15 protein-coding genes are annotated in these 18,432 nt (G+C 66.7%); 4 read left to right on the forward strand and 11 right to left on the reverse strand.

The window, feature by feature from the left end; translation table 11 throughout:
- Nucleotides 1-138: 138 nt before the first annotated feature.
- Both rho and AC5P5V_RS07305 read left to right on the forward strand, forming a co-directional pair.
- Entirely contained in the window at nucleotides 139-1,887 is a 1,749-nt protein-coding gene (gene rho / locus AC5P5V_RS07300) for a transcription termination factor Rho (protein WP_180868798.1), read from the forward strand.
- A gap of 208 nt (nucleotides 1,888-2,095) precedes the next feature.
- Entirely contained in the window at nucleotides 2,096-3,670 is a 1,575-nt protein-coding gene (locus tag AC5P5V_RS07305; RefSeq protein WP_111178176.1) for a sensor domain-containing diguanylate cyclase, read from the forward strand.
- A 39-nt stretch (nucleotides 3,671-3,709) separates the two neighbouring features.
- Here the strand turns inward: AC5P5V_RS07305 and AC5P5V_RS07310 are convergent, their stop codons facing one another.
- Nucleotides 3,710-4,612: an energy transducer TonB gene (locus AC5P5V_RS07310; RefSeq protein ID WP_134968348.1), complete on the reverse strand. Its 903-nt coding sequence runs from the start codon at nucleotides 4,610-4,612 to the stop codon at nucleotides 3,710-3,712.
- 80 nt (nucleotides 4,613-4,692) lie between these two features.
- Nucleotides 4,693-6,423 carry a bifunctional isocitrate dehydrogenase kinase/phosphatase gene (gene aceK / locus AC5P5V_RS07315; RefSeq protein WP_061478180.1) on the reverse strand — a complete coding sequence of 577 codons (1,731 nt, stop codon included), beginning with the start codon at nucleotides 6,421-6,423 and terminating at the stop codon, nucleotides 4,693-4,695.
- Between the two features lie 243 nt (nucleotides 6,424-6,666).
- On the opposite strand from aceK, the gene AC5P5V_RS07320 reads away from it, so the two are divergent.
- Entirely contained in the window at nucleotides 6,667-7,404 is a 738-nt protein-coding gene (locus tag AC5P5V_RS07320; protein ID WP_231352353.1) for a KilA-N domain-containing protein, read from the forward strand.
- 75 nt (nucleotides 7,405-7,479) lie between these two features.
- On the opposite strand, the gene AC5P5V_RS07325 is transcribed toward AC5P5V_RS07320, so the two are convergent.
- From AC5P5V_RS07325 to AC5P5V_RS07365, 9 genes are all read right to left on the reverse strand, one after another.
- Nucleotides 7,480-7,839 carry a hypothetical protein gene (locus AC5P5V_RS07325; protein WP_005419760.1) on the reverse strand — a complete coding sequence of 120 codons (360 nt, stop codon included), beginning with the start codon at nucleotides 7,837-7,839 and terminating at the stop codon, nucleotides 7,480-7,482.
- 53 nt (nucleotides 7,840-7,892) lie between these two features.
- Entirely contained in the window at nucleotides 7,893-8,309 is a 417-nt protein-coding gene (locus AC5P5V_RS07330) for a roadblock/LC7 domain-containing protein (protein ID WP_005419762.1), read from the reverse strand.
- Nucleotides 8,302-8,850 carry a GTP-binding protein gene (locus AC5P5V_RS07335; protein WP_005419763.1) on the reverse strand — a complete coding sequence of 183 codons (549 nt, stop codon included), beginning with the start codon at nucleotides 8,848-8,850 and terminating at the stop codon, nucleotides 8,302-8,304. Before AC5P5V_RS07335 ends, AC5P5V_RS07330 begins: the two co-directional genes overlap by 8 nt.
- The gene (locus AC5P5V_RS07340; protein WP_061478182.1) at nucleotides 8,843-9,808 is read right to left on the reverse strand and encodes a hypothetical protein; all 966 of its coding nucleotides are present in this window, start codon (nucleotides 9,806-9,808) and stop codon (nucleotides 8,843-8,845) included. The genes AC5P5V_RS07335 and AC5P5V_RS07340 overlap by 8 nt, the downstream gene beginning before the upstream one ends.
- Before the next feature lie 309 nt (nucleotides 9,809-10,117).
- Nucleotides 10,118-12,340, reverse strand: coding sequence for an NADP-dependent isocitrate dehydrogenase (locus AC5P5V_RS07345; RefSeq protein WP_154351514.1), 2,223 nt, complete (start codon nucleotides 12,338-12,340; stop codon nucleotides 10,118-10,120).
- Between the two features lie 917 nt (nucleotides 12,341-13,257).
- A complete protein-coding gene (locus AC5P5V_RS07350) occupies nucleotides 13,258-13,770 on the reverse strand; it encodes a hypothetical protein (RefSeq protein ID WP_134968345.1) in 513 nt (170 codons plus the stop codon).
- Nucleotides 13,771-13,813: 43 nt separating this feature from the next.
- Nucleotides 13,814-14,107, reverse strand: coding sequence for a LysM peptidoglycan-binding domain-containing protein (locus tag AC5P5V_RS07355; protein WP_049410686.1), 294 nt, complete (start codon nucleotides 14,105-14,107; stop codon nucleotides 13,814-13,816).
- A gap of 212 nt (nucleotides 14,108-14,319) precedes the next feature.
- On the reverse strand, nucleotides 14,320-15,138 hold the full coding sequence (queF, locus tag AC5P5V_RS07360) for an NADPH-dependent 7-cyano-7-deazaguanine reductase QueF (RefSeq protein ID WP_134968344.1): 819 nt from the start codon (nucleotides 15,136-15,138) through the stop codon (nucleotides 14,320-14,322).
- 491 nt (nucleotides 15,139-15,629) lie between these two features.
- On the reverse strand, nucleotides 15,630-16,949 hold the full coding sequence (locus AC5P5V_RS07365) for a M20 family metallopeptidase (RefSeq protein WP_088496586.1): 1,320 nt from the start codon (nucleotides 16,947-16,949) through the stop codon (nucleotides 15,630-15,632).
- A gap of 186 nt (nucleotides 16,950-17,135) precedes the next feature.
- Here AC5P5V_RS07365 and AC5P5V_RS07370 point away from each other — a divergent pair, with 186 nt between their 5' ends.
- Nucleotides 17,136-18,380 (forward strand): efflux RND transporter periplasmic adaptor subunit, encoded by a 1,245-nt coding sequence (locus AC5P5V_RS07370; protein ID WP_134968343.1) that lies wholly within the window; start codon nucleotides 17,136-17,138, stop codon nucleotides 18,378-18,380.
- Nucleotides 18,381-18,432 lie beyond the last annotated feature (52 nt).

The following is an 18,432-nucleotide window of genomic DNA, read 5'->3' on the forward strand; positions in this document are numbered from 1 at the left end:
GCCGCAGGCCGATGATAGTGTCGGCATATCCGGCCGCGTTCGCGTGCCGCACCCTCTGGACGCAGTTTCTTCCAGACCCATTCCCAACGTTCGCCGCCCCAGCCGGGCGCTCGCACCGTCAAGCGAGGAATAACGCTCTTGTCCGATAACACTTCCGAAACCGGCAGCGCTGATGCGCCCGCCGAAAAGCGCGTGCGCAAGCCCCGCGTGAGCAAGGCCGCCGCCCCGGCAGCCGCAGAAACCAGCGCCGCTCCGGCGCAGCCGACCCTGCCGCTGGCCGCCGCGCCCGAAGCACCGGCGCCGGCCGCAGCACCTGCGCCGAGCGCGCCCGCCGCCGAGGCCCCCGCCAGCAGTGGCGGTGGCGAGGGTGGCGAGGGCCGCGAATCCGGCCAGCCGCGGCAGCAGAATCACCAGGGGGGGGGCCAGAACCAGGGCCAGAACCCGTACAACCAGAGCGGCCAGCAGGGCCAGGGGCAAGGTCAGGGCAACCGCCGCGACCGCTTCCGCAACCGCCGCGACCGTGACCGCAACAACCGCTTCCGCGACGATGGCATGTCCAATGACGGCGGCGAACAGCAGCCGTTCGTGCCGCGCCCGCACGCCAACGTGCCCGAGGGCTTCCCGGTCTACTCGCTGAGCGACCTCAAGCGCATGCCGGCACAGAAGCTGCTGGAAATCGCCGAACAGCTGCAGATCTCCGAAGGCGTGGCCCGTGCCCGCAAGCAGGACGTGATCTTCGCCCTGCTGAAGGTGCTGACCCGCCACGGTGACGGCGTCGCCGCCGATGGTGTGCTGGAAATCCTGCCGGATGGCTTCGGTTTCCTGCGCGCGGCCGAAGCCAGCTACCTGGCCGGCCCGGACGACACCTACATCTCGCCCAGCCAGATCCGCCGCTTCAACCTGCGCACCGGCGACCACATCTCCGGCCGCATCCGCTTCCCGAAGGACGGCGAGCGCTACTTCGCGCTGAACATCGTCGACACCATCAACGGCGAGCCGATCGAAGCGTCGAAGAACAAGGTGCTGTTCGAGAACCTGACCGCCCTGTTCCCGCGCCGCCGCTTCACCCTGGAGCGTGGCAACGGTTCGTCGGAAGACATCACCGGCCGCATCCTCGACCTGATGGCGCCGCAGGGCAAGGGCCAGCGCTCGCTCATCGTGTCGCAGCCCAAGGCCGGCAAGACGATGATGATGCAGCAGGTCGCCACCGCCATCACCACCAACCATCCGGACGTGCACCTGATCGTGCTGCTGATCGACGAGCGCCCGGAAGAAGTGACCGAAATGCAGCGCACCGTGCGCGGCGAGGTCATCAGCTCGACCTTCGACGAGCCGGCCGCGCGCCACGTGCAGGTGGCCGAAATGGTCATCGAGCGCGCCAAGCGCCTGGTCGAGCACAAGAAGGATGTGGTGATCCTGCTCGACTCGATCACCCGCCTGGCCCGCGCCTACAACAACGTGGTGCCGAGCTCGGGCAAGGTGCTGACCGGTGGTGTGGACGCCAACGCCCTGCACCGCCCGAAGCGCTTCTTCGGTGCCGCGCGCAACGTGGAAGAAGGCGGCAGCCTGACCATCATCGCCACCGCGCTGGTCGACACCGGCTCGAAGATGGACGAGGTGATCTACGAAGAGTTCAAGGGCACCGGCAACAGCGAAGTGCACCTGAGCCGTCGCATCGCTGAAAAGCGCGTGTTCCCGGCCATCGACATCAACCGTTCCGGTACCCGCCGCGAAGACCTGCTGATCGAACCGGAACTGCTGCAGAAGATCTGGATCCTGCGCAAGCTGCTGCATCCGATGGATGAAATGGCCGCGATGGAATTCCTGCTGGACAAGATGAAGAACACCAAGTCCAACGACGAGTTCTTCGGTTCGATGAAGCGCTGATCCGCGCCATTGCATCGAAAAGAACCTGCCGCCCGCTGCGGCAGGTTTTTTTTTGCCTGCAGGGCGACCCACTTCACTTTGCCGCCGCCGACTTTTGGCGATAATCCGCCCGATACCCTGCCCGGCCCTGCGGGCGTGGCCACCGATTCCGCTGTCGCCCCTTCCGGAGAACCGGTCGGGTCCAGCCTCCTGCCGGATCCGTCGACGCATGCGAACGCTGTCTCCCCGCCTCAACCTGGGCAAGCTGATCCTCGCCCTGGCCCTGCTCAGCGCCATCATCGCCCTGGCCAATACCCTGCTGGCCAGTTACCGCGTGCAGCGCGACCAGCTGGTTGGCAACACCCTGGAGGCCAACCGCGTCTATGCCACCAAGCTGGCCGAGACCACCCAGAACTTCCTGCTGGCCGCGCAGCAGGAGCTGGCCTACGCCGCCACCCGGCTCGGCCAGAGCAACCTCGATCCGGCACAGGCGCAGGATGAGGCCAGCCGCCTGCAGCTGCAGACCAACAGCTTCAACTCCTCGCTGGTGGTGGATGCCGACGGCCTGGTGATCGCCACCTCGCCGCAGACCCTGCAGCTGCAGGGCGAGATCCTGCACAGCGCCGGCAACAACGCCGCACTGGCCGCGCGCCAGCCGATGATCAGCGATCCCTACCAGTCGACCACCGGCAAGCTGCTGGTCTCGCTGTCGCACCCGATCTTCGATCGCCAGGGCCGCTATCGCGGCTACGTCAGCGGCACCCTGTACCTGCGCCAGCGCAGTGCGCTGCACACGCTGCTGGGCAAGCACTACTACCGCGACGGCTCGTACCTGTACGTGGTGGACCGCAATGGCCGCCTGCTGTACCACGCCGATGGCAAGCGGGTCGGCGACTACGTGGTCGGCAACCCGGCGGTGAAGGCAGTCGTGCGCGGTGAACGCGGTGCGCAGCAGGTCCGCAACAACCTGGGCGTGTCGATGCTGGCCGGCTATGCGCCGGTACCGGCCACCGGCTGGGGCATCATCGCCCAGCGGCCGACCGAGGCCACGCTGCAGCCATTGTCGCGGTTGATGACCGCGGTGATCTGGAATGCGATCCCGCTCGGCCTGCTGTCACTGCTGGTCACCTGGTGGTTCGCCCGTCGCATCTCGATGCCGCTGTGGCAGCTGGCGCGGAACGTGCAGGGTGGCGAGGACACCGGCAACGCGATCAGCCACGTCAGCGGCATCCGCGCGTGGTACTTCGAGGTGGCCCAGCTCAAGCAGGCGGTGCTGCACAGCTTCAACGCGCTGCAGGACCGCATCGGCACGCTCAGCCGCGCCAACCGTACCGATCCGCTGACCGGCCTGCTCAATCGCCGCGGCCTGCAGCAGGCGCTGGATGCATTGCAGGTGCAGGGCATTCCGTTCGCGATCCTGGCGCTGGACATCGATCGCTTCAAATCGATCAACGACAGCCACGGCCACGACGTCGGCGACGCCGCCATCGTCCATATCGCCGACCAGATGCGCCGCTACTCGCGCGACAGCGACATCCTCTGCCGTGCCGGTGGCGAGGAATTCCTGCTGCTGTTGCCGGGCATCAGCACCGACTCTGCGCGCCAGGCCGGCGAGCGCCTGCGCCAGCACATCGCCGATCATCCGTTCGAGCCGGTCGGCACCATCACCGTGTCACTGGGCGTGGCCCACTTCCCCAGCTTCCATGTCGATGCCGAGCAGGCGCTGCGGCTGGCCGACAAGGCCCTGTACATGGCCAAGGAACAGGGCCGCAACCGGGTGGTGGTCTACCCGTACGCGGACTGAAAAGCGGCCGGCCTGGCCGACCGCTTCACCGCGCCGGGCTCAGCGCTGCGCCAACGGTGTCAGCAGGCGCAGGCCGCGCTGGGTGCCATCGACCATGTACACGCCCCCGGCCGGCAGCAGATCACTGCCCGCCTGTTCGACGGCATCCGGCTTGCGCCACGGTGCGGCCTGGCACGGGCCGGGGATGAAGGCACGCCAGCGGCCATAGCGTTCCGGTTGGGCATTGCCGTTGCTGCCGGTGTCGCTGTTCAGGGCGAAGTTCACCAACACGCGCACGGTCCAGAAGTCGCGCGTGCTGTTCTCGCCGGTGGTCGGCGGGACGAAGGTCCACTTGCGCGCGCCGCTGATGCTGGCCTTGGCGAGCAGGTCGCGCATCTTGGCCAGGGTCCGCTCCGGCGCGACCACGGTCATGTTCACCTGTTCGGCAATGACGTCGGCCACGGTCCCATCGCGGGCTACCTTGACCAGCAACAGCACATCACCCTGCCCACCACTGCGGAAGACATCCTCGGGGTAGCGCGGTGGCGGCATGCTCTTCCGGGTCACCGAATCGGTAGCCTTCGGGTCATACTCACTGAAGTCGACACTGGTCATGCTGACCTGGTAGCTGCCGTCCTCCTGCTGCTTGCCACGCAGGCGCACCCGCAGTGGTGCGTGGACCGCCACCGGCTTGCCATCGCGCAGCGTCGGCTCGAACTGCCAGCCACGGATGGTGCCCTCCACGAATGAGGCGATACCCGGTGCGAGCATCGCCTGCTGGTCCAGGACCAGCGCGCTGACCGAACCATCGGCCGCCACGTCGATACTGCCCGACAGCGCCATGCTCATCTCGGCGGTGGCACGCACGGCGCGCGCGTTCTGGGCGACGGCATCGGCTGGCAGCAGGGGGGCACCGGCGGAGAACGCCAGGGCCAGGGCAAGGAACAGGGGGGAACGCATCATTGCCGGATCCGTGGTGATGAAGTGAGCACCGAGCGTACCGCAGTCCAGACCGGACCGGCACGCGCTTCACGCCACGCCGTTCAGGCCAGGCGATGGGCCGCCGCGTAGGGCGGCGTATCCGGATAATCACCTGCGGCGAAGCGCACCTGCAGGCCCTGCCACCACGCAGGATCGAACAGGTGCCGGTAGTGTTCCCGCACTGCCGCCAGTTCGCTGGCGGGCAGGCCCATGAACGGGCCGAAGCGCTCGGGAAACACGTCGCGTGGACCGACATGGAACCAGGGTTCATCGGCCATGGCTTCCTCCGGCGTACGCGGCTGCGGCCAGGCGCGGAACACGCAGTCGCTGACCAGGCACAGCTCGTCGTAGTCGTAGAAGACTGCCCGGCCATGCCGCGATACGCCGAAGTTCTTCGGCAGCATGTCGCCGGGGAAGATGTTGTTGCGCGCCATGTCGGTGATCGCCTGCGCATAGTCGAGTACCGCTGCGCGCACCGCCTCGCCCCCCTGCTCGCGCAGGTACAGGTTCAATGGACGGAAACGACGCTGTACGTAGCACAGTGCGACTTCCACATGGTCGCCATCGACCCGCACGGTCTGCGCGCATTGCTGCAGCAGCTCCTCCAGCAAGGCCGGTGCGAAGCGGTCGCGCGGGAAGCGCAGGTGGCGATACGGCTGCGCATCGAGCAGGCGGCCGACGCGGTCGAGGTTGAACACCAGCGCGTACTTCTCTTCCACCTGCTGCCGCGACATCGCCTTGGGCCAGGCGAAGCGGTCGCGGATCAGCTTGAACACCAGCGGATAGCTGGGCAGGGTGAACACTGCCATGACCATGCCAGGTGTGCCTTCGGCGGGCACCAGCCGCTCCTGCGGATGTTCGTTGAAGTGGCGGAAGAAGGTCCGGTAGCGCTCGGTCTTGCCTTGCTTGGCACGGCCCAGAACGGTGTAGATCTCATCGATGGGCTTGCCTGGCAGCAGGCTGCGCAGGAACACCACCGCATCGCCCACCGTGGCAAGGTCGGCCTGGAAATAGCTGCGCGACACGCCGAACAGGTGGGCGACGTCGCGGCGCCGGGTGAGCACCGCGTCGGCACGTAGTCCACGCTCATCGTTGACCAGCGCGATCACGCAGGGTGAGAAGCGGTGCTCGCCGAACACGCGGCCCACCAGGTAGGCACGGCGCTCGCGATAGAACACGGTGTCCAGCAGCTCGATGCTGCGCACCGGCGTATCGCCCCAGTGGGCCAGATCATCCTGCAGGCGCACGGCGATGGCCGCCGCGCAGCGCAACTGGTGCGCATACGGAATGTCGAAGCGGTAATCGGCCAACACGCGCTGCAGGGCCTCCACCGGCCGCGTCGGTGAAACCGCGTAGGTATGCCGCGCGACCGGATGGGTGATCGCATCGGACGGCTCGACGTCAAAGGCGATGAACTCCAGCGCCGGGTCCACGCCACGGGTGGAGAACAAGCGCCGCGACAGGGTGTTGTAGAACGTCTTGTACAGTTCGGCGTCGATCAGCCCCCGCAGCAATGCGCTGTAGCGTGCATGCACCTGCAGCCACAGTGCGCGCTCCCCGATTGCTTCGCCGGCAAGGCGCCGCAGTGCATCCATCTGTTCGGCAATGCACAGGTCGTACAGCGCGATGCGCTCGACTGCATCCCGGCGCGCGCCCGCCCAGTCGCGCTGCTCGAAACGCTGCCGCGCGCGGGCGGTGATCGCCGCAAAGCGGGCGTGGTACTGCTCGAAGCCAGCGTGGATGGCACCAGCGATGCGCGACGCCAGCTCGGCATCGATATCAGGCTCGGACATGCAGGACTCAGCCGGGAGGACCGGCTTCACCATACGCTGGCGTGGGGTGGCTTGTGTAGGGCCGAGCCCATGCTCGGCTTGGTTCACCGCAATCTGCCCGAAGAACAGCCAAGCGTCGGCTTGGCTCTACAGGAACAGCGTCGCTACGCGCCGCAACAAACGCAACGATTCCTACAGACCCGGTGCCCTTCTGCTGCCTACCCTTTCAGGCCCAACCACGGCACGAGGTGACGCATGCAGCAAATGACCTTTATCCCACGCGTGGAGGAAGGCAACGTGATCCCGCAGCGTGCCCGCGATGGCTACATCAGCGCAACCGCCCTCTGCCAGTCCGTCAACAAGCGCTGGTCCGATTACCGGGCGCTGAAATCGACGGAGGAGTTCCTGCAGGAGCTTACCGTCCAGACCGGTTTGGCCGAGCATGAACTGATCCACGTGGTCTCCGGCGGGAATCCGACCATGCAGGGCACCTGGATCCATCCCTATCTGGCCATCAACCTCGGCCAGTGGCTGTCGCGCAAGTTCGCAGTGAAGGTCTCGCAGTGGGTGGTGGAATGGCAGCAGGGTCGCGCCAATGCGTTGCTCCCCGTACACATCGATCGCTACATGCAGAACCGTGCGAAGGTGCCGTATACCCATTTTTCGATGCTCAACGAGCTGACATTGAACCTGATCGCACCGCTGGAGCAGGCAGGCTATACGCTCCCGCAGGCGCTGGTGCCGGACATCTCCGAAGGCCGCCTGTTCTGCAAATGGCTGAGGGATCATCGCGGCGTCAACACCAACGCACTGCCCACGTATGACCACGCCTACCCGGACGGCCGGACGGTGCAGGCCAAGCTGTATCCCAACGAGTTCTACGAGGATTTCCGCCGCCATTTCAACGAAGTGTGGCTGCCCCAGAAGGCGCACACGTACTTCGCCAAGCGCGACAGCGAAGCGCTTTCGTTCGTGACCACGCTGCTGCTTCCACCGCAGTGAAAGCAGCGCCGAACGCACTCGGCTGCTTCGGCTGAAAGCAGCCGAGCATGGCTCGACTCTACCGAAGCCAATGGCTCAGATCGCCAGTTCGGCCTCTACGTCCTGCACCTTGCGTCGGGCCAGTGCAAGGTTGGACTTGGTCCGGTCCAGCACGATGTAGAAGAACAGTCCCTTTTTCTTCGCGACCGGTCGCATGATGTGGTACGCCTTGCCCAGCGAGATCAGGATATCCTCGATGCTGTCATTGAGGTTCAACGAGGCAGCGGTCTTCATCTTGGCCCGGATCACTTCGGTGTTGCCGGCGGCGGCCACTTCCATGTCCATGCCGGCACCGGCTTCGCCCAGCAGCATGCCGCTTTCGTAGTCGACCAGCGCCACTGCCTGCGCGCCGTCGATGCCCATCAGTGCGTTCAACGATTCATTCAATCCAGCCACGTCGCACCCCTTGTCGATGTTGGTTCGAGCCCCTCGTTCCCCTGCGGCCGGGCTCACGATCCGCCGAGTTCGGCCAGGATCGCCTGGCCACATTCCCTGCTCTGCCACAGCACCTGCCCGATTACGCTGCGCTGGTCGCAGGCCGCCATCAGCAGCAGCGGCGCACGCCCTTCGGCCTGGATTGCCAGCATCAGCACCTTCCCGCCCATCGCTTCCAGCATCAGCGTCTGCAGATCGCCCAGCACCAGTTCGCGCCCCACCGCTGCGGCCAACGCCAGCATCGCGCTGGTCATCGCCGCCAGCCGTTCGCCACGCCCTTCGGCACCGGCGCTGACCAAGGCAAAGCCATCGACGCTGGCCAGCACCACCGTGCGCACGCCTTCCACCCGCTGCTGCAGGTCCTGCAGCAGCGGCTGCAGGCGCTCACGCTGGCCCGCATCGGGCAGTACCGCCATCTGCCCGTCACCCATACGCGGCCACCAGTGCGTGCGCTTCCATTTCGCTCATCAGTACATCCATCAGCAGCAGTCCCTGTTCGCGGTCACGGGCATCGACGGCCAGCAACGGCAGCGGCTGGTCGTCGAGGCAGGCGTGCGTGGCCCAGTCATCCAGCGCCGCCTGTGGTGCCTGGTCCAGGTGGGTGACGGCCACGACCAGTGCCAGGGATGATGCGAACGGCTGCAGCACCTGCAGGTAGTCCTGCAGCTCGCTGGCAATGCCGGCGCGACGTGCGTCCAGCAGCAGCACCGCGCCCCGTGCCCCCTGCAGCAGGATCGGCCACAGGAAATCGAAACGCTGCTGGCCGGGCGTTCCGTACAGACGCAGGCGTTCTCCGTTGGGCAGGTCGATGTCTGCATAGTCCAGCGCGACGGTGGTGGAGGCCTTGTCGGCACCGAGGCGATCACTGTTGGCCACATCGGTGTCGACTACCGCGCCGGCCGCGATGCTGCGTACCAGCGTCGACTTGCCGCTGCCCATGCCGCCCAGCACCACCACCTTGTGCTCACGCATTGCGCTCACTCCCGCGCAGGTGCCGCCACAGGCGGGCAAGCAGTCCGTTGTCGGTGCGGGTGCCACCGGTCGCCATCATCGGCGCCGCCGGGGCGGCCTGCAGCTGCGCGTAGCCACACAGGTAGGCCGCGTGGATGAAATCGCGAACGGCCGCCGCCGGCAGCTCAAGCAGCATCGCGCATTCTTCAACCGTGCACGCGCGCTTGAGCAGCAACGAGCACAGGCGGAATCCATCGTGGTCGTGTCCCAGTACGCGGAAATCCGGCCAGCGCAGCAGCTTCACCGAAGCCCCGCGCAGGCGTTCGTCCAGTGCCTGCCAGTGGCGGCTGCGTTGCGCCCATTGCCACAACAGCGGCCGCAGCGGCTGGCGTGGTCGCTCACCAGCCAGCGCCTGCAGGCGCATTGGCGTCAGTGCATCCAGCTGCAGGCGTTCGAAAGCATCGGCCAGGCGCTCCACCACTGCGCTCGCAGGTTCCTGCAACAGCACGGCCTGGTCGTGCTCCAGATCCATCAATAGCAAAGGTTCGCCCGCATCACTCAACAGTGCCTGGCCATGGCGCAGCGGCAACCGCTCGCGCAGCAGGCGGGTAATGGCGTGTGCGCCATCGGCCAGACGTATCAGCGCGGGTGCGGGCATGGCCAGGGGCTCCGGTGCCAACTGCATGCGACGCAGCGCGCGGCCGATGGCACCGTCGTCGAGCACATCCTGGTGTCCGTCGCCGTCGCGCAGTTGGCCGCCGTTGTCCTCGATCCAGCATTGCAGGCGCGGTCGCTGCTGGCGCATGCGCTGGGCCGCGTTGCGCAGTGCCGGGGTATCGCGGATGACCAGCAGGTCGCAGTCGTCCAGGTCCTGGCTGCGCCGGACGTGGCCGTCCGGCAGTGCCGACGCCAGGCGCAGCCGTTGCAGCAGGGCCTGCTCGCCCTGGATATCGGTTCCCACCACCAGCACGCGTGCCATCCGTGTTCCCCGGGCGACCACCTCCCCGGTGGTCTCGCGTCGCCAAGGCTAGGATATTGCCGACGAAGACCGTCGTGATCGACTGCTCAGATTGAAGGCGCTTGCACACCCCCTTCTGCCGGTTCTGCGACAGCCATCGCGGGCAAGTTTCATGCCCCGTTGACGGCAGTCCGACAGCTGACGGATGTCACGGTTTTCATCGCCAGGGGTCGGATCCCTTTTGCCATGCAAAAGGGATCTGACCCCGGAGCCAAAAAAGAAACCCGCGCCGAAGCGCGGGTTCCAGTGTCACCACCGAACGGCGCAGGATCAGCCGCGCAGCTGCTCCAGCGCGGCGTTGAAGGTCGCGCTCGGGCGCATCGCCTTGCTGGCCTTGGCCAGGTCCGGGCGGTAGTAGCCACCGATGTCCACGGCCTTGCCCTGCACCGCGATCAGCTCGTCGACGATCTTCTGCTCGTTGTCGGTCAGCGCCTTGGCCAGCGGTGCGAAGCGTGCCTTCAGCGCGGCATCCTCGTCCTGCGCGGCCAGGGCCTGCGCCCAGTACAGGGCGATGTAGAAGTGGCTGCCACGGTTGTCGATGCCACCCAGCTTGCGCGACGGCGACTTGTCGTTGTCCAGGAACTGGCCGTTGGCTTCGTCCAGCGCCTTGGCCAGCACGCGGGCGGCGGCGTTGTCATAGCGGTTGCCCAGGTGTTCCAGCGACGCGGCCAGGGCCAGGAACTCACCCAGCGAATCCCAGCGCAGGTAGTCCTCTTCGACGAACTGCTGCACGTGCTTCGGGGCCGAACCACCGGCGCCGGTCTCGAACAGGCCACCACCGGCCATCAGCGGCACGATCGACAGCATCTTGGCGCTGGTGCCCAGCTCCATGATCGGGAACAGGTCGGTCAGGTAGTCGCGCAGCACGTTGCCGGTCACCGAGATGGTGTCCTCGCCCTTGCGGATGCGGTCCAGCGAGAACGCGGTCGCTTCCACCGGCGGCAGGATGCGGATGTCCAGGCCGTTGGTGTCGTGGTCCTTCAGATACTGCTCGACCTTGGCGATGACCTGCGCGTCGTGGGCGCGGGCGGCATCCAGCCAGAACACGGCCGGGGTGCTGCTTAGGCGGGCACGCTCGACGGCCAGCTTGACCCAGTCCTGGATCGGCGCGTCCTTGGTCTGGCACATGCGCCAGATGTCACCGGCTTCCACGGCGTGCTCGAACACCACGGTGCCGGCATCGTCGGTGACCTTGACCACGCCATCGGCAGCGATCTGGAAGGTCTTGTCGTGCGAGCCGTACTCCTCGGCCTTCTGTGCCATCAGGCCGACGTTGGGCACCGAACCCATGGTGGCCGGGTCGAAGGCGCCGTGCGCCTTGCAGTCGTCGATGACGGCCTGGTACACGCCGGCGTAGCAGCGGTCCGGAATGACGGCCTTGGTGTCCTGCAGCTTGCCTTCGGCGTTCCACATCTTGCCGGAGTCGCGGATCATCGCCGGCATCGAGGCGTCGACGATGACGTCGCTCGGCACGTGCAGGTTGGTGATGCCCTTGTCCGAGTTGACCATGGCCACGCCCGGGCGCTGTGCGTACTCGGCAGCCAGGTCGGCTTCGATCGCAGCACGGGTGGCTTCCGGCAGCGACGGCAGGCGCGCAGCCAGGTCACCGATGCCGTTGTTGGCGTCGAAACCGGCCTGCTTGAGCACGTCGGCGTGCTTGGCCAGCACGTCCTTGTAGAACTCATTGACCGCCACGCCGAACATGATCGGGTCGGAGACCTTCATCATGGTCGCCTTCAGGTGCAGCGAGAACAGCACGCCCTGAGCCTTGGCATCGGCAATCTGCTCGCCGATGAACGCGGCCAGTGCCTTGCGGCTCATCACGGCGGCGTCGACGATCTCGCCGGCCTTGACCGCGGTCTTTTCCTTCAGCACGACGGCGCTGCCGTCCTTGCCGTGGAAGGTGATCTTCAGCGAACCGGCGTTGACCAGGGTGGCCGACTTTTCGCTGCCGTAGAAATCGCCGGCGGCCATGTGCGCCACGTGCGACTTCGAATCGGCCGACCAGGCGCCCATGCGGTGCGGGTGCTTGCGCGCGTAGTTCTTCACCGACAGCGGTGCACGGCGGTCGGAGTTGCCTTCGCGCAGCACCGGGTTCACCGCGCTGCCCTTGACCTTGTCGTAGCGCGCCTTGTAGTCGCGCTGCTGGTCGTCGGCCGGGGTTTCCGGGTAATCCGGCAGCGGGTAGCCCTGGTCCTGCAGTTCCTTGATGGCCGCCTTCAGCTGCGGCACCGAGGCGGAAATGTTCGGCAGCTTGATGATGTTGGCGTCCGGGGTGGTCGCCAGCTGGCCCAGCTCGGCCAGGTCGTCGCTGACCTTCTGCGCGTCGGACAGCAGTTCCGGGAACTGCGACAGGATGCGGCCGGACAGCGAGATGTCACGGGTTTCCACCACGATGCCGGCCGTGGCGGTGTAGGCGTCAACGATCGGCAGCAGCGACTGGGTGGCCAGGAACGGTGCTTCGTCGGTCAGCGTGTAGAGGATCTTGGACATGGGGGACTTGGACTCTGTAGCAATGCTCAGGGGAAGGCCGGCGCCAGCGCCGGGCCACGTGCAACCGTGTCGCGCGCGAGGCGGGGCCCCACGCTTTCCCCCGTCGCCGTCAGGGTGGGCGCGCGGCGGGGAAAACCCCTGCATTGTCGCGTTTTCAGTCGCGCGGGGCAAAGCCACGCCATACGCGGCGGTACTGGACCGCTGTGTTTCGTCGTTGGCTCGCTTCCGGTCTGGAAGCTGAGGCTTGATGGCTAATTCGACTTCCCGCTCGTTGAGGCACGCATGACCCACTCCGACAATCCCTGCCCCCACTCGGCACGCCTTGGACAGATCAATGTCTGCGAGCGCTTGCTTTGCTGGAAGTTGCAGATTCGGAATCCCCCAACGACGGCGGCCAGGCTGGCGAGTTCATCTGCTGTCGCTGCAGAGCCTCGGATGTGCAGCGAGCCGGCGCCAGATGATCCGGGTCGAACGTAGACGTCGTACCGGGTGGAAGGTCCTTCCGCCCTTGCATACCCCGACACGACATATCCGCCATCCGTGAAGCGCAGATCCGGCGTGCTTCCTGGCACAGGCTTTTCGGGGGCATCGCCCTCGTAGATCAAGGCGACTTCCCTACCATCACGCCTGATGCGGTGCAGACCAAAGTCAACAGGTGCCTCGTAGGTCACGGACATGCCTGTCGGCACCCGCACACAGGCGCCGTATAAGAAGTGGTCGCAACTGTAGCTCAAGAGATTCGCGGGTCCCATTGCGAGCGTGAGCGCAATCCAGCTGAGCATCCTATCCCCTACCTGGCCGTGTTCCGTTCAGCGTATACCGGCAGCCCCCTCCCCAAGCGGGCATCGCCAATAAAAAAGGACGCAGCCTCGCGGCTGCGTCCATCGTGAGCCCTGCCGGGAGAGAGTCGGCTGGACTTACTTGACCTCGAACTCCTGCGGCGTTCCGGCCGCCTTGCCATCGACGGTGACTTCGGCGCGGTACTTGCCGGCCGGCCAGCCCTTTGCATTCTTGAAGGTGACGTTGGTGGTTTCCGCACCGCTGGTGTTCAGCGTGGCATTCTGTTCGCCGGCCACCTGGCCGTCCTGGTAGGTCAGCTTCGCGCCAACGGTGACGTTGTTGGCAGCACCGTCGGTCTTGACCGAGACGATGATGTCGTCCTTCGGCGCGAACAAAGCCGTCGTCGCAACCGTCTTGTCGGCGGCGGCGGTCTTGCCGACCGTGACCGACGAGACGCTGACAGCAGCGGCTTCGGCCATCGGCGGCGGCGCGCCGGTCATCGGGGCCGGTGCTGCCGGTTCGGCCGGAGCAGTCGCTGCCGGAGCGGCATTGTTGTCGGTCGACTCTTCTTTCTTCTTGCAACCGACCAGGGCGACGCTGCCCAGCAGGGCGGCGATCAGGGCGGTCTGGAGCGGGGTGGTCTTGATCATTCGGGGTTCCTCCCAGGGATTGTTGGACGGCACTCTGGCCGGCTTACTTCGGCGGCAGTTTCAGGGTCTGGCCCGGGAAGATCTTGTCCGGGTCATCAAGCACATCGCGGTTGGCTTCGAAGATCTTCTTCCAGGCATTGGCGTCGCCCAGATGCTGCTTGGCGATCTTCGACAGCGAGTCACCCTTCTGCACGGTATAGGTGCCGCCGCTGACAACGTCTGCGGTGCTGTCCACCGAAGCGCTGACGCCGGAGAAGTCCGCCTTCGGTGCCTGTTCGGCGGTACTGTCGACGCTGCTGCTGACGCCGGAGAAATCGGCTTTCTTCTCGGTACTCATCCACAACTCCCGTCTGCATGACTACGTGGTTCGCACGGTGCCATGGAGGTTGTTAAATGGGGATGGTGCAGATGTGAAGCCGCCCCCGGGGGCGGCTGAACAATCGGGAGAGAAGGTGTCCGGTCGTGCCGGCCGCTGGCCGGCTTGCCCTGGACACCGGTTCCACGTGGTTGCCGGCCAGCGGCCGGCACGACCGGTAACCGCCTGCTCGGTTACTGCCGCAGCTCGCGGTAGGTCGCAGCCGGGGCGGCGATGCCGGGGCTGGCACGCCAAGGGTTGATGTCCAGGCCACCACGGCGGGTGTAGCGGGCCTCAACCTCGAGCCAGTGCGGCTGGCAGCGCGCGGACACCTCGCTGAAGATCCGCTCGACGCACTGCTCGTGGAACTCGGCGTGCTCGCGATAGCTGACCAGATAGCGCAGCAGGCCGGCGCGGTCGATCTTCGGCCCACGGTAACGCAGGCTGACCGTGGCCCAGTCCGGCTGGCCGGTGACCGGGCAGTTGGACTTCAGCAACGCCGAAACCAGGGTCTCCTCCACCACCTCGCCCGCATCGGCGGCAAGGAAGTCGGCCTGCGGCGGGCCGTAGCAATCGATCTCCACGTCCAGCCCGTCGATGGATTCGCCGAGCGGCGTCTCGCGCAGACCCGGCAGGCCGAACTCGACCTGGACCGGCGCACCGGCGCAGGCCGACAGATCCGCCACCAGGCGCTCGCGCAGTGCCTCGGCGCTGTCGATGCGGGTGCTGTTGAGGGAGTTGAGGTACAGCTTGAACGACTTCGATTCGATCAACCGCGGCGAGGTGCATGGCACCTGCACGGTGGCGACGGCGACCTGCGGCTTGCCACGCGGGTCGAGCCAGCTCAGCTCGAAGGCGTGCCAGCGGTCGTGGCCGACAAACGGCAGCGCGGCGTCATCGAGGCCGATCTCGGCGCGGGCGCCGCTGCGCGGGATCGGAAACAGCAGGCCGGGATCGTACTGCGACGGGTAACTGACCTCGCGACCGAGGCTGGAATCCTGTGGGGTGTTCATGGGACGCATTGTATCGCGCGGAGGGCGGGCCTTCGGCCTGGCCGGCCAACGGCGGAGCCCCTCCGTGGTGGGGTGTTGGGGCGTCGAAAGCCTGGATTCCCGGGAGTGGGCCGGGCGGATGGGGCTGGCGGGGACGCCGTGAATCCGTCCCTGGAGGCTTAGCCGCGCCATCCATGGCGCGGATACCCCGCCAGCCCCACCCGCCCGGCCCCCCGACACATTTCTGCCGCCGATCCACCACGGGAAAGATCAGAAAGTCAAAATCCGATCCTTCGGACATTTTCGATGTCTGCCATCCACGCATGGCGTGGATCTACCGGCAAGCCACGGGATCGGGTCTGGAGGAAAGCCCCCTGAGTCAGGGGGCGGCCGCGAAGCGGCAGGGGTCTGGAAGCTGGTAAGGGGGGCCCACTGTTCGCGCAGCGAACTGTGGGAGCGACAGCGCGCATGCGATGTCGCGTACCCAGGGCTGCAAGCCCTGCCGGCAACCCTCACCCCGCAGGCGAGCCGGCACCGTGCAGGTAATCCAGGCTCACCTGCAGCAACGCGCGCAATCCCACATCCAGCGCCTTCTCATCCAGCAGGAACTTCGGCGAATGGTTGGCCGGCGCCGTCGCCGGATCGATGCCCACGCTGGTGGACCCGACGAAGAAGAACATGCCCGGCACTTCCTTCGCGTACAGCGAGAAATCCTCCGCGCCCATCTGCAGCGGCGGCTCGTACACGTTGTCCTTGCCCACGACCGCCTGCAGGCTCGGCAGCATCTTCGCGGTCAGCGCCGGGTCGTTCACCGTGGCCGGGTTGCCCTCCGATTCGTAGATGTCGGTCACCGCCTTCGCACCGTGCGCGGCGGCCGTGTGCTCGGCCACATTGCGCAGGTCGGCAAAGATCTGCTGGCGCATGCCTTCGTCGAAGGTGCGGATGGTGCCGACCATCTCCACTTCATCGGGAATGATGTTGTAGCGGATGCCGCCGTTGATTGCGCCGAAGGTCAGCACCGCCGGTTGCTTGGACAGGTTGGCGCGGCGGCTGACGATGGTCTGCGCGGTGCCGACCAGATCGGCGGTGGCGACGATCGGGTCAACACCGTTCCACGGTGCCGAGCCATGCGTCTGGCGACCGATCACCTTGATCCCGAAGCGATCAGAGGCAGCCATCAATGGGCCGCCGCGCACCGCGATCTGGCCGGCCTGCACGCTGGAGAACACATGCAGGCCGAACACTGCCTCCGGCTTGAAGTCGGCAAACAGCCCTTCCTTCAGCATCAGTGCGGCACCGCCCTCTTCCGGCGGCGGCGCGCCTTCCTCGGCCGGCTGGAAGATCAGCATCACCTGGCCCGGCAGGTCCTTCTTCATTGATACCAGCGCTTCGGCCACGCCCAGCAGCGTCGCGGTGTGCGCGTCGTGGCCACAGGCATGCATCACGCCCACGGTCTGCCCGCGGTACTGGTCGGTGGCCTTGGAGGCGAACGGCAGGCCGGTCTGCTCGGTCACCGGCAACGCGTCCATGTCTGCACGCAACGCGATCTTCGGACCCGGCTTGCCGCCTTCGATGATCGCCACCACGCCGTGGTGGGCGATGCCGGTCTTCGGCTTCAGGCCCATCGCCCGCAGGCGCTTGGCGACCTCGGCCGAGGTGCGCGCCTCGCGATTGGACAGCTCCGGATGTTGGTGGAAGTCACGACGCCATTCGACCACCCGGGCCTGCAGCCGCTGCGCGGCGGCGGTCACTTCCGGGCGTTGCCCGTCCTGGGCATGGGCAAGCGCCGGCAGGGCCAGCAGCAGGGCGGACAGCAGCAGCGAACGGCGCATCGCAATCTCCACAGCAAGAGGGTTCCAGCTGAATGTAGGGCAACACCGGCGCCACGGGAACCTCCGGCGCCGCATCCGGTCTTAGCGCCCGTCCCATCCGTCATGCAGGAAACGTGATGTGGCACAGGTATGCTTTGCGCATTGTCCCGGCGTCCCGTCCGGTCCAGCCCTCTCGGAGTCCTCGTAATGTCACGTGTTTGGAAGATCGTGCTGCTGGTCGTGGCGATCCTGGTGCTGGCCGTGGTCGGCCTGCGCGTCATCGGCGGGGGCAAGGACAAGGCTGGAAAACCTGTTGCGGGCGCGCGCCAGGGCGGCGAAGATCCGAGTGCCGGTCCAGTGCCGGTGACCGTGGTGGAGGCCACGCGCCAGGACGTGCCGGTGTATGCCAGCGCGCTGGGTACGGTGACCGCGATGAACACCGTCACCGTCAGCCCGCAGGTCGGCGGCCAGCTGATGAGCCTGAATTTCCGTGAAGGCCAGGAAGTGAAGCAGGGTGATGTGCTGGCGGTGATCGATCCGCGCACCGCCCAGGCCAGCTACGACCAGGCCGCGGCAGCCAAGCGCCAGAACGAGGCCCTGCTGGCCACCGCGCGCTCCAACTACCAGCGCTCGAACGCGCCGGAGTATCGCCAGTACGTCGCCAAGACCGATCTGGATACACAGCGAAACCAAGTGGCACAGTACGAAAGCGCCGTGGCCGCCAACGAGGCCAGCATGCGCTCGGCGCAGGTGCAGCTGCAGTACACCCGGGTCACCGCACCGATCTCCGGCATCGCCGGCATCCGTGCGGTCGATGCCGGCAACGTGGTCAACGCCGGTACCGCGCTGGTCACGTTGACCCAGATCCATCCGATCCACGTGCTGTTCAACCTGCCCGAGCGCCAGCTCGGCGATGTGCGCCAGGCGCAGGCCGCCGGCACGGTGCCGGTGGCGGCGCTGGACCGCGCCGATTCGCACGTGCTGTCCGGCGACGGCAAGCTCGATGTGGTCGACAACCTGATCAGTGCGGACAGCGGCACGTTCAAGGCGCGCGCCGTCTTCGACAACACCGACAACAGCCTGTGGCCGGGCCAGTTCGTCAACGTGCGCATGCAGCTGCGCACCATCGGCGGCGGCGTGGTCATTCCGACCCAGGCGGTGCTGCGTGGCCCGGACGGCGAGTACGTCTATGTCGTGCAGGGCGACAACACGGTGAAGATGCAGACCGTGCGCAGCGGCGTGGAAGTGGGCGACAGCCAGGTGCAGATCGCCGAAGGCCTCAAGGGCGGCGAGCGGGTGGTCAGCGAAGGCCAGTTCCGCCTGAAGCCGGGCAGCAAGGTCACCGCGCTGAAGCCGGGCGAGACCCCGGCCGCGCCGACCGAGGCCGAACTGAAGGCGGCCGAACAGAAGAACGCGGGCGGCGGTGGCCGTCGCGGTGGTGGCCCGCGCTGAGCGCAGGCCACGGTTCTCCCTCGCGCCGGCGGACCTGCCGGCGCCGACATTG

The sequence above is a fragment of the Stenotrophomonas sp. YJH_SMC_130 genome (genome assembly GCF_059369035.1).

What these genes read in the sequence shown, in the direction of transcription:
- AC5P5V_RS07305 (WP_111178176.1), top strand. Translation starts at nt 2,096, where the DNA reads ATGCGAACGCTGTCTCCCCGCCTCAACCTGGGCAAGCTGATCCTCGCC.
- AC5P5V_RS07310 (WP_134968348.1), bottom strand. Translation starts at nt 4,612, where the DNA reads ATGATGCGTTCCCCCCTGTTCCTTGCCCTGGCCCTGGCGTTCTCCGCC.
- aceK (WP_061478180.1), bottom strand. Translation starts at nt 6,423, where the DNA reads ATGTCCGAGCCTGATATCGATGCCGAGCTGGCGTCGCGCATCGCTGGT.
- AC5P5V_RS07320 (WP_231352353.1), top strand. Translation starts at nt 6,667, where the DNA reads ATGACCTTTATCCCACGCGTGGAGGAAGGCAACGTGATCCCGCAGCGT.
- AC5P5V_RS07330 (WP_005419762.1), bottom strand. Translation starts at nt 8,309, where the DNA reads ATGGGTGACGGGCAGATGGCGGTACTGCCCGATGCGGGCCAGCGTGAG.
- AC5P5V_RS07335 (WP_005419763.1), bottom strand. Translation starts at nt 8,850, where the DNA reads ATGCGTGAGCACAAGGTGGTGGTGCTGGGCGGCATGGGCAGCGGCAAG.
- AC5P5V_RS07340 (WP_061478182.1), bottom strand. Translation starts at nt 9,808, where the DNA reads ATGGCACGCGTGCTGGTGGTGGGAACCGATATCCAGGGCGAGCAGGCC.
- AC5P5V_RS07345 (WP_154351514.1), bottom strand. Translation starts at nt 12,340, where the DNA reads ATGTCCAAGATCCTCTACACGCTGACCGACGAAGCACCGTTCCTGGCC.
- AC5P5V_RS07350 (WP_134968345.1), bottom strand. Translation starts at nt 13,770, where the DNA reads ATGATCAAGACCACCCCGCTCCAGACCGCCCTGATCGCCGCCCTGCTG.
- AC5P5V_RS07355 (WP_049410686.1), bottom strand. Translation starts at nt 14,107, where the DNA reads ATGAGTACCGAGAAGAAAGCCGATTTCTCCGGCGTCAGCAGCAGCGTC.
- queF (WP_134968344.1), bottom strand. Translation starts at nt 15,138, where the DNA reads ATGAACACCCCACAGGATTCCAGCCTCGGTCGCGAGGTCAGTTACCCG.
- AC5P5V_RS07365 (WP_088496586.1), bottom strand. Translation starts at nt 16,949, where the DNA reads ATGCGCCGTTCGCTGCTGCTGTCCGCCCTGCTGCTGGCCCTGCCGGCG.
- AC5P5V_RS07370 (WP_134968343.1), top strand. Translation starts at nt 17,136, where the DNA reads ATGTCACGTGTTTGGAAGATCGTGCTGCTGGTCGTGGCGATCCTGGTG.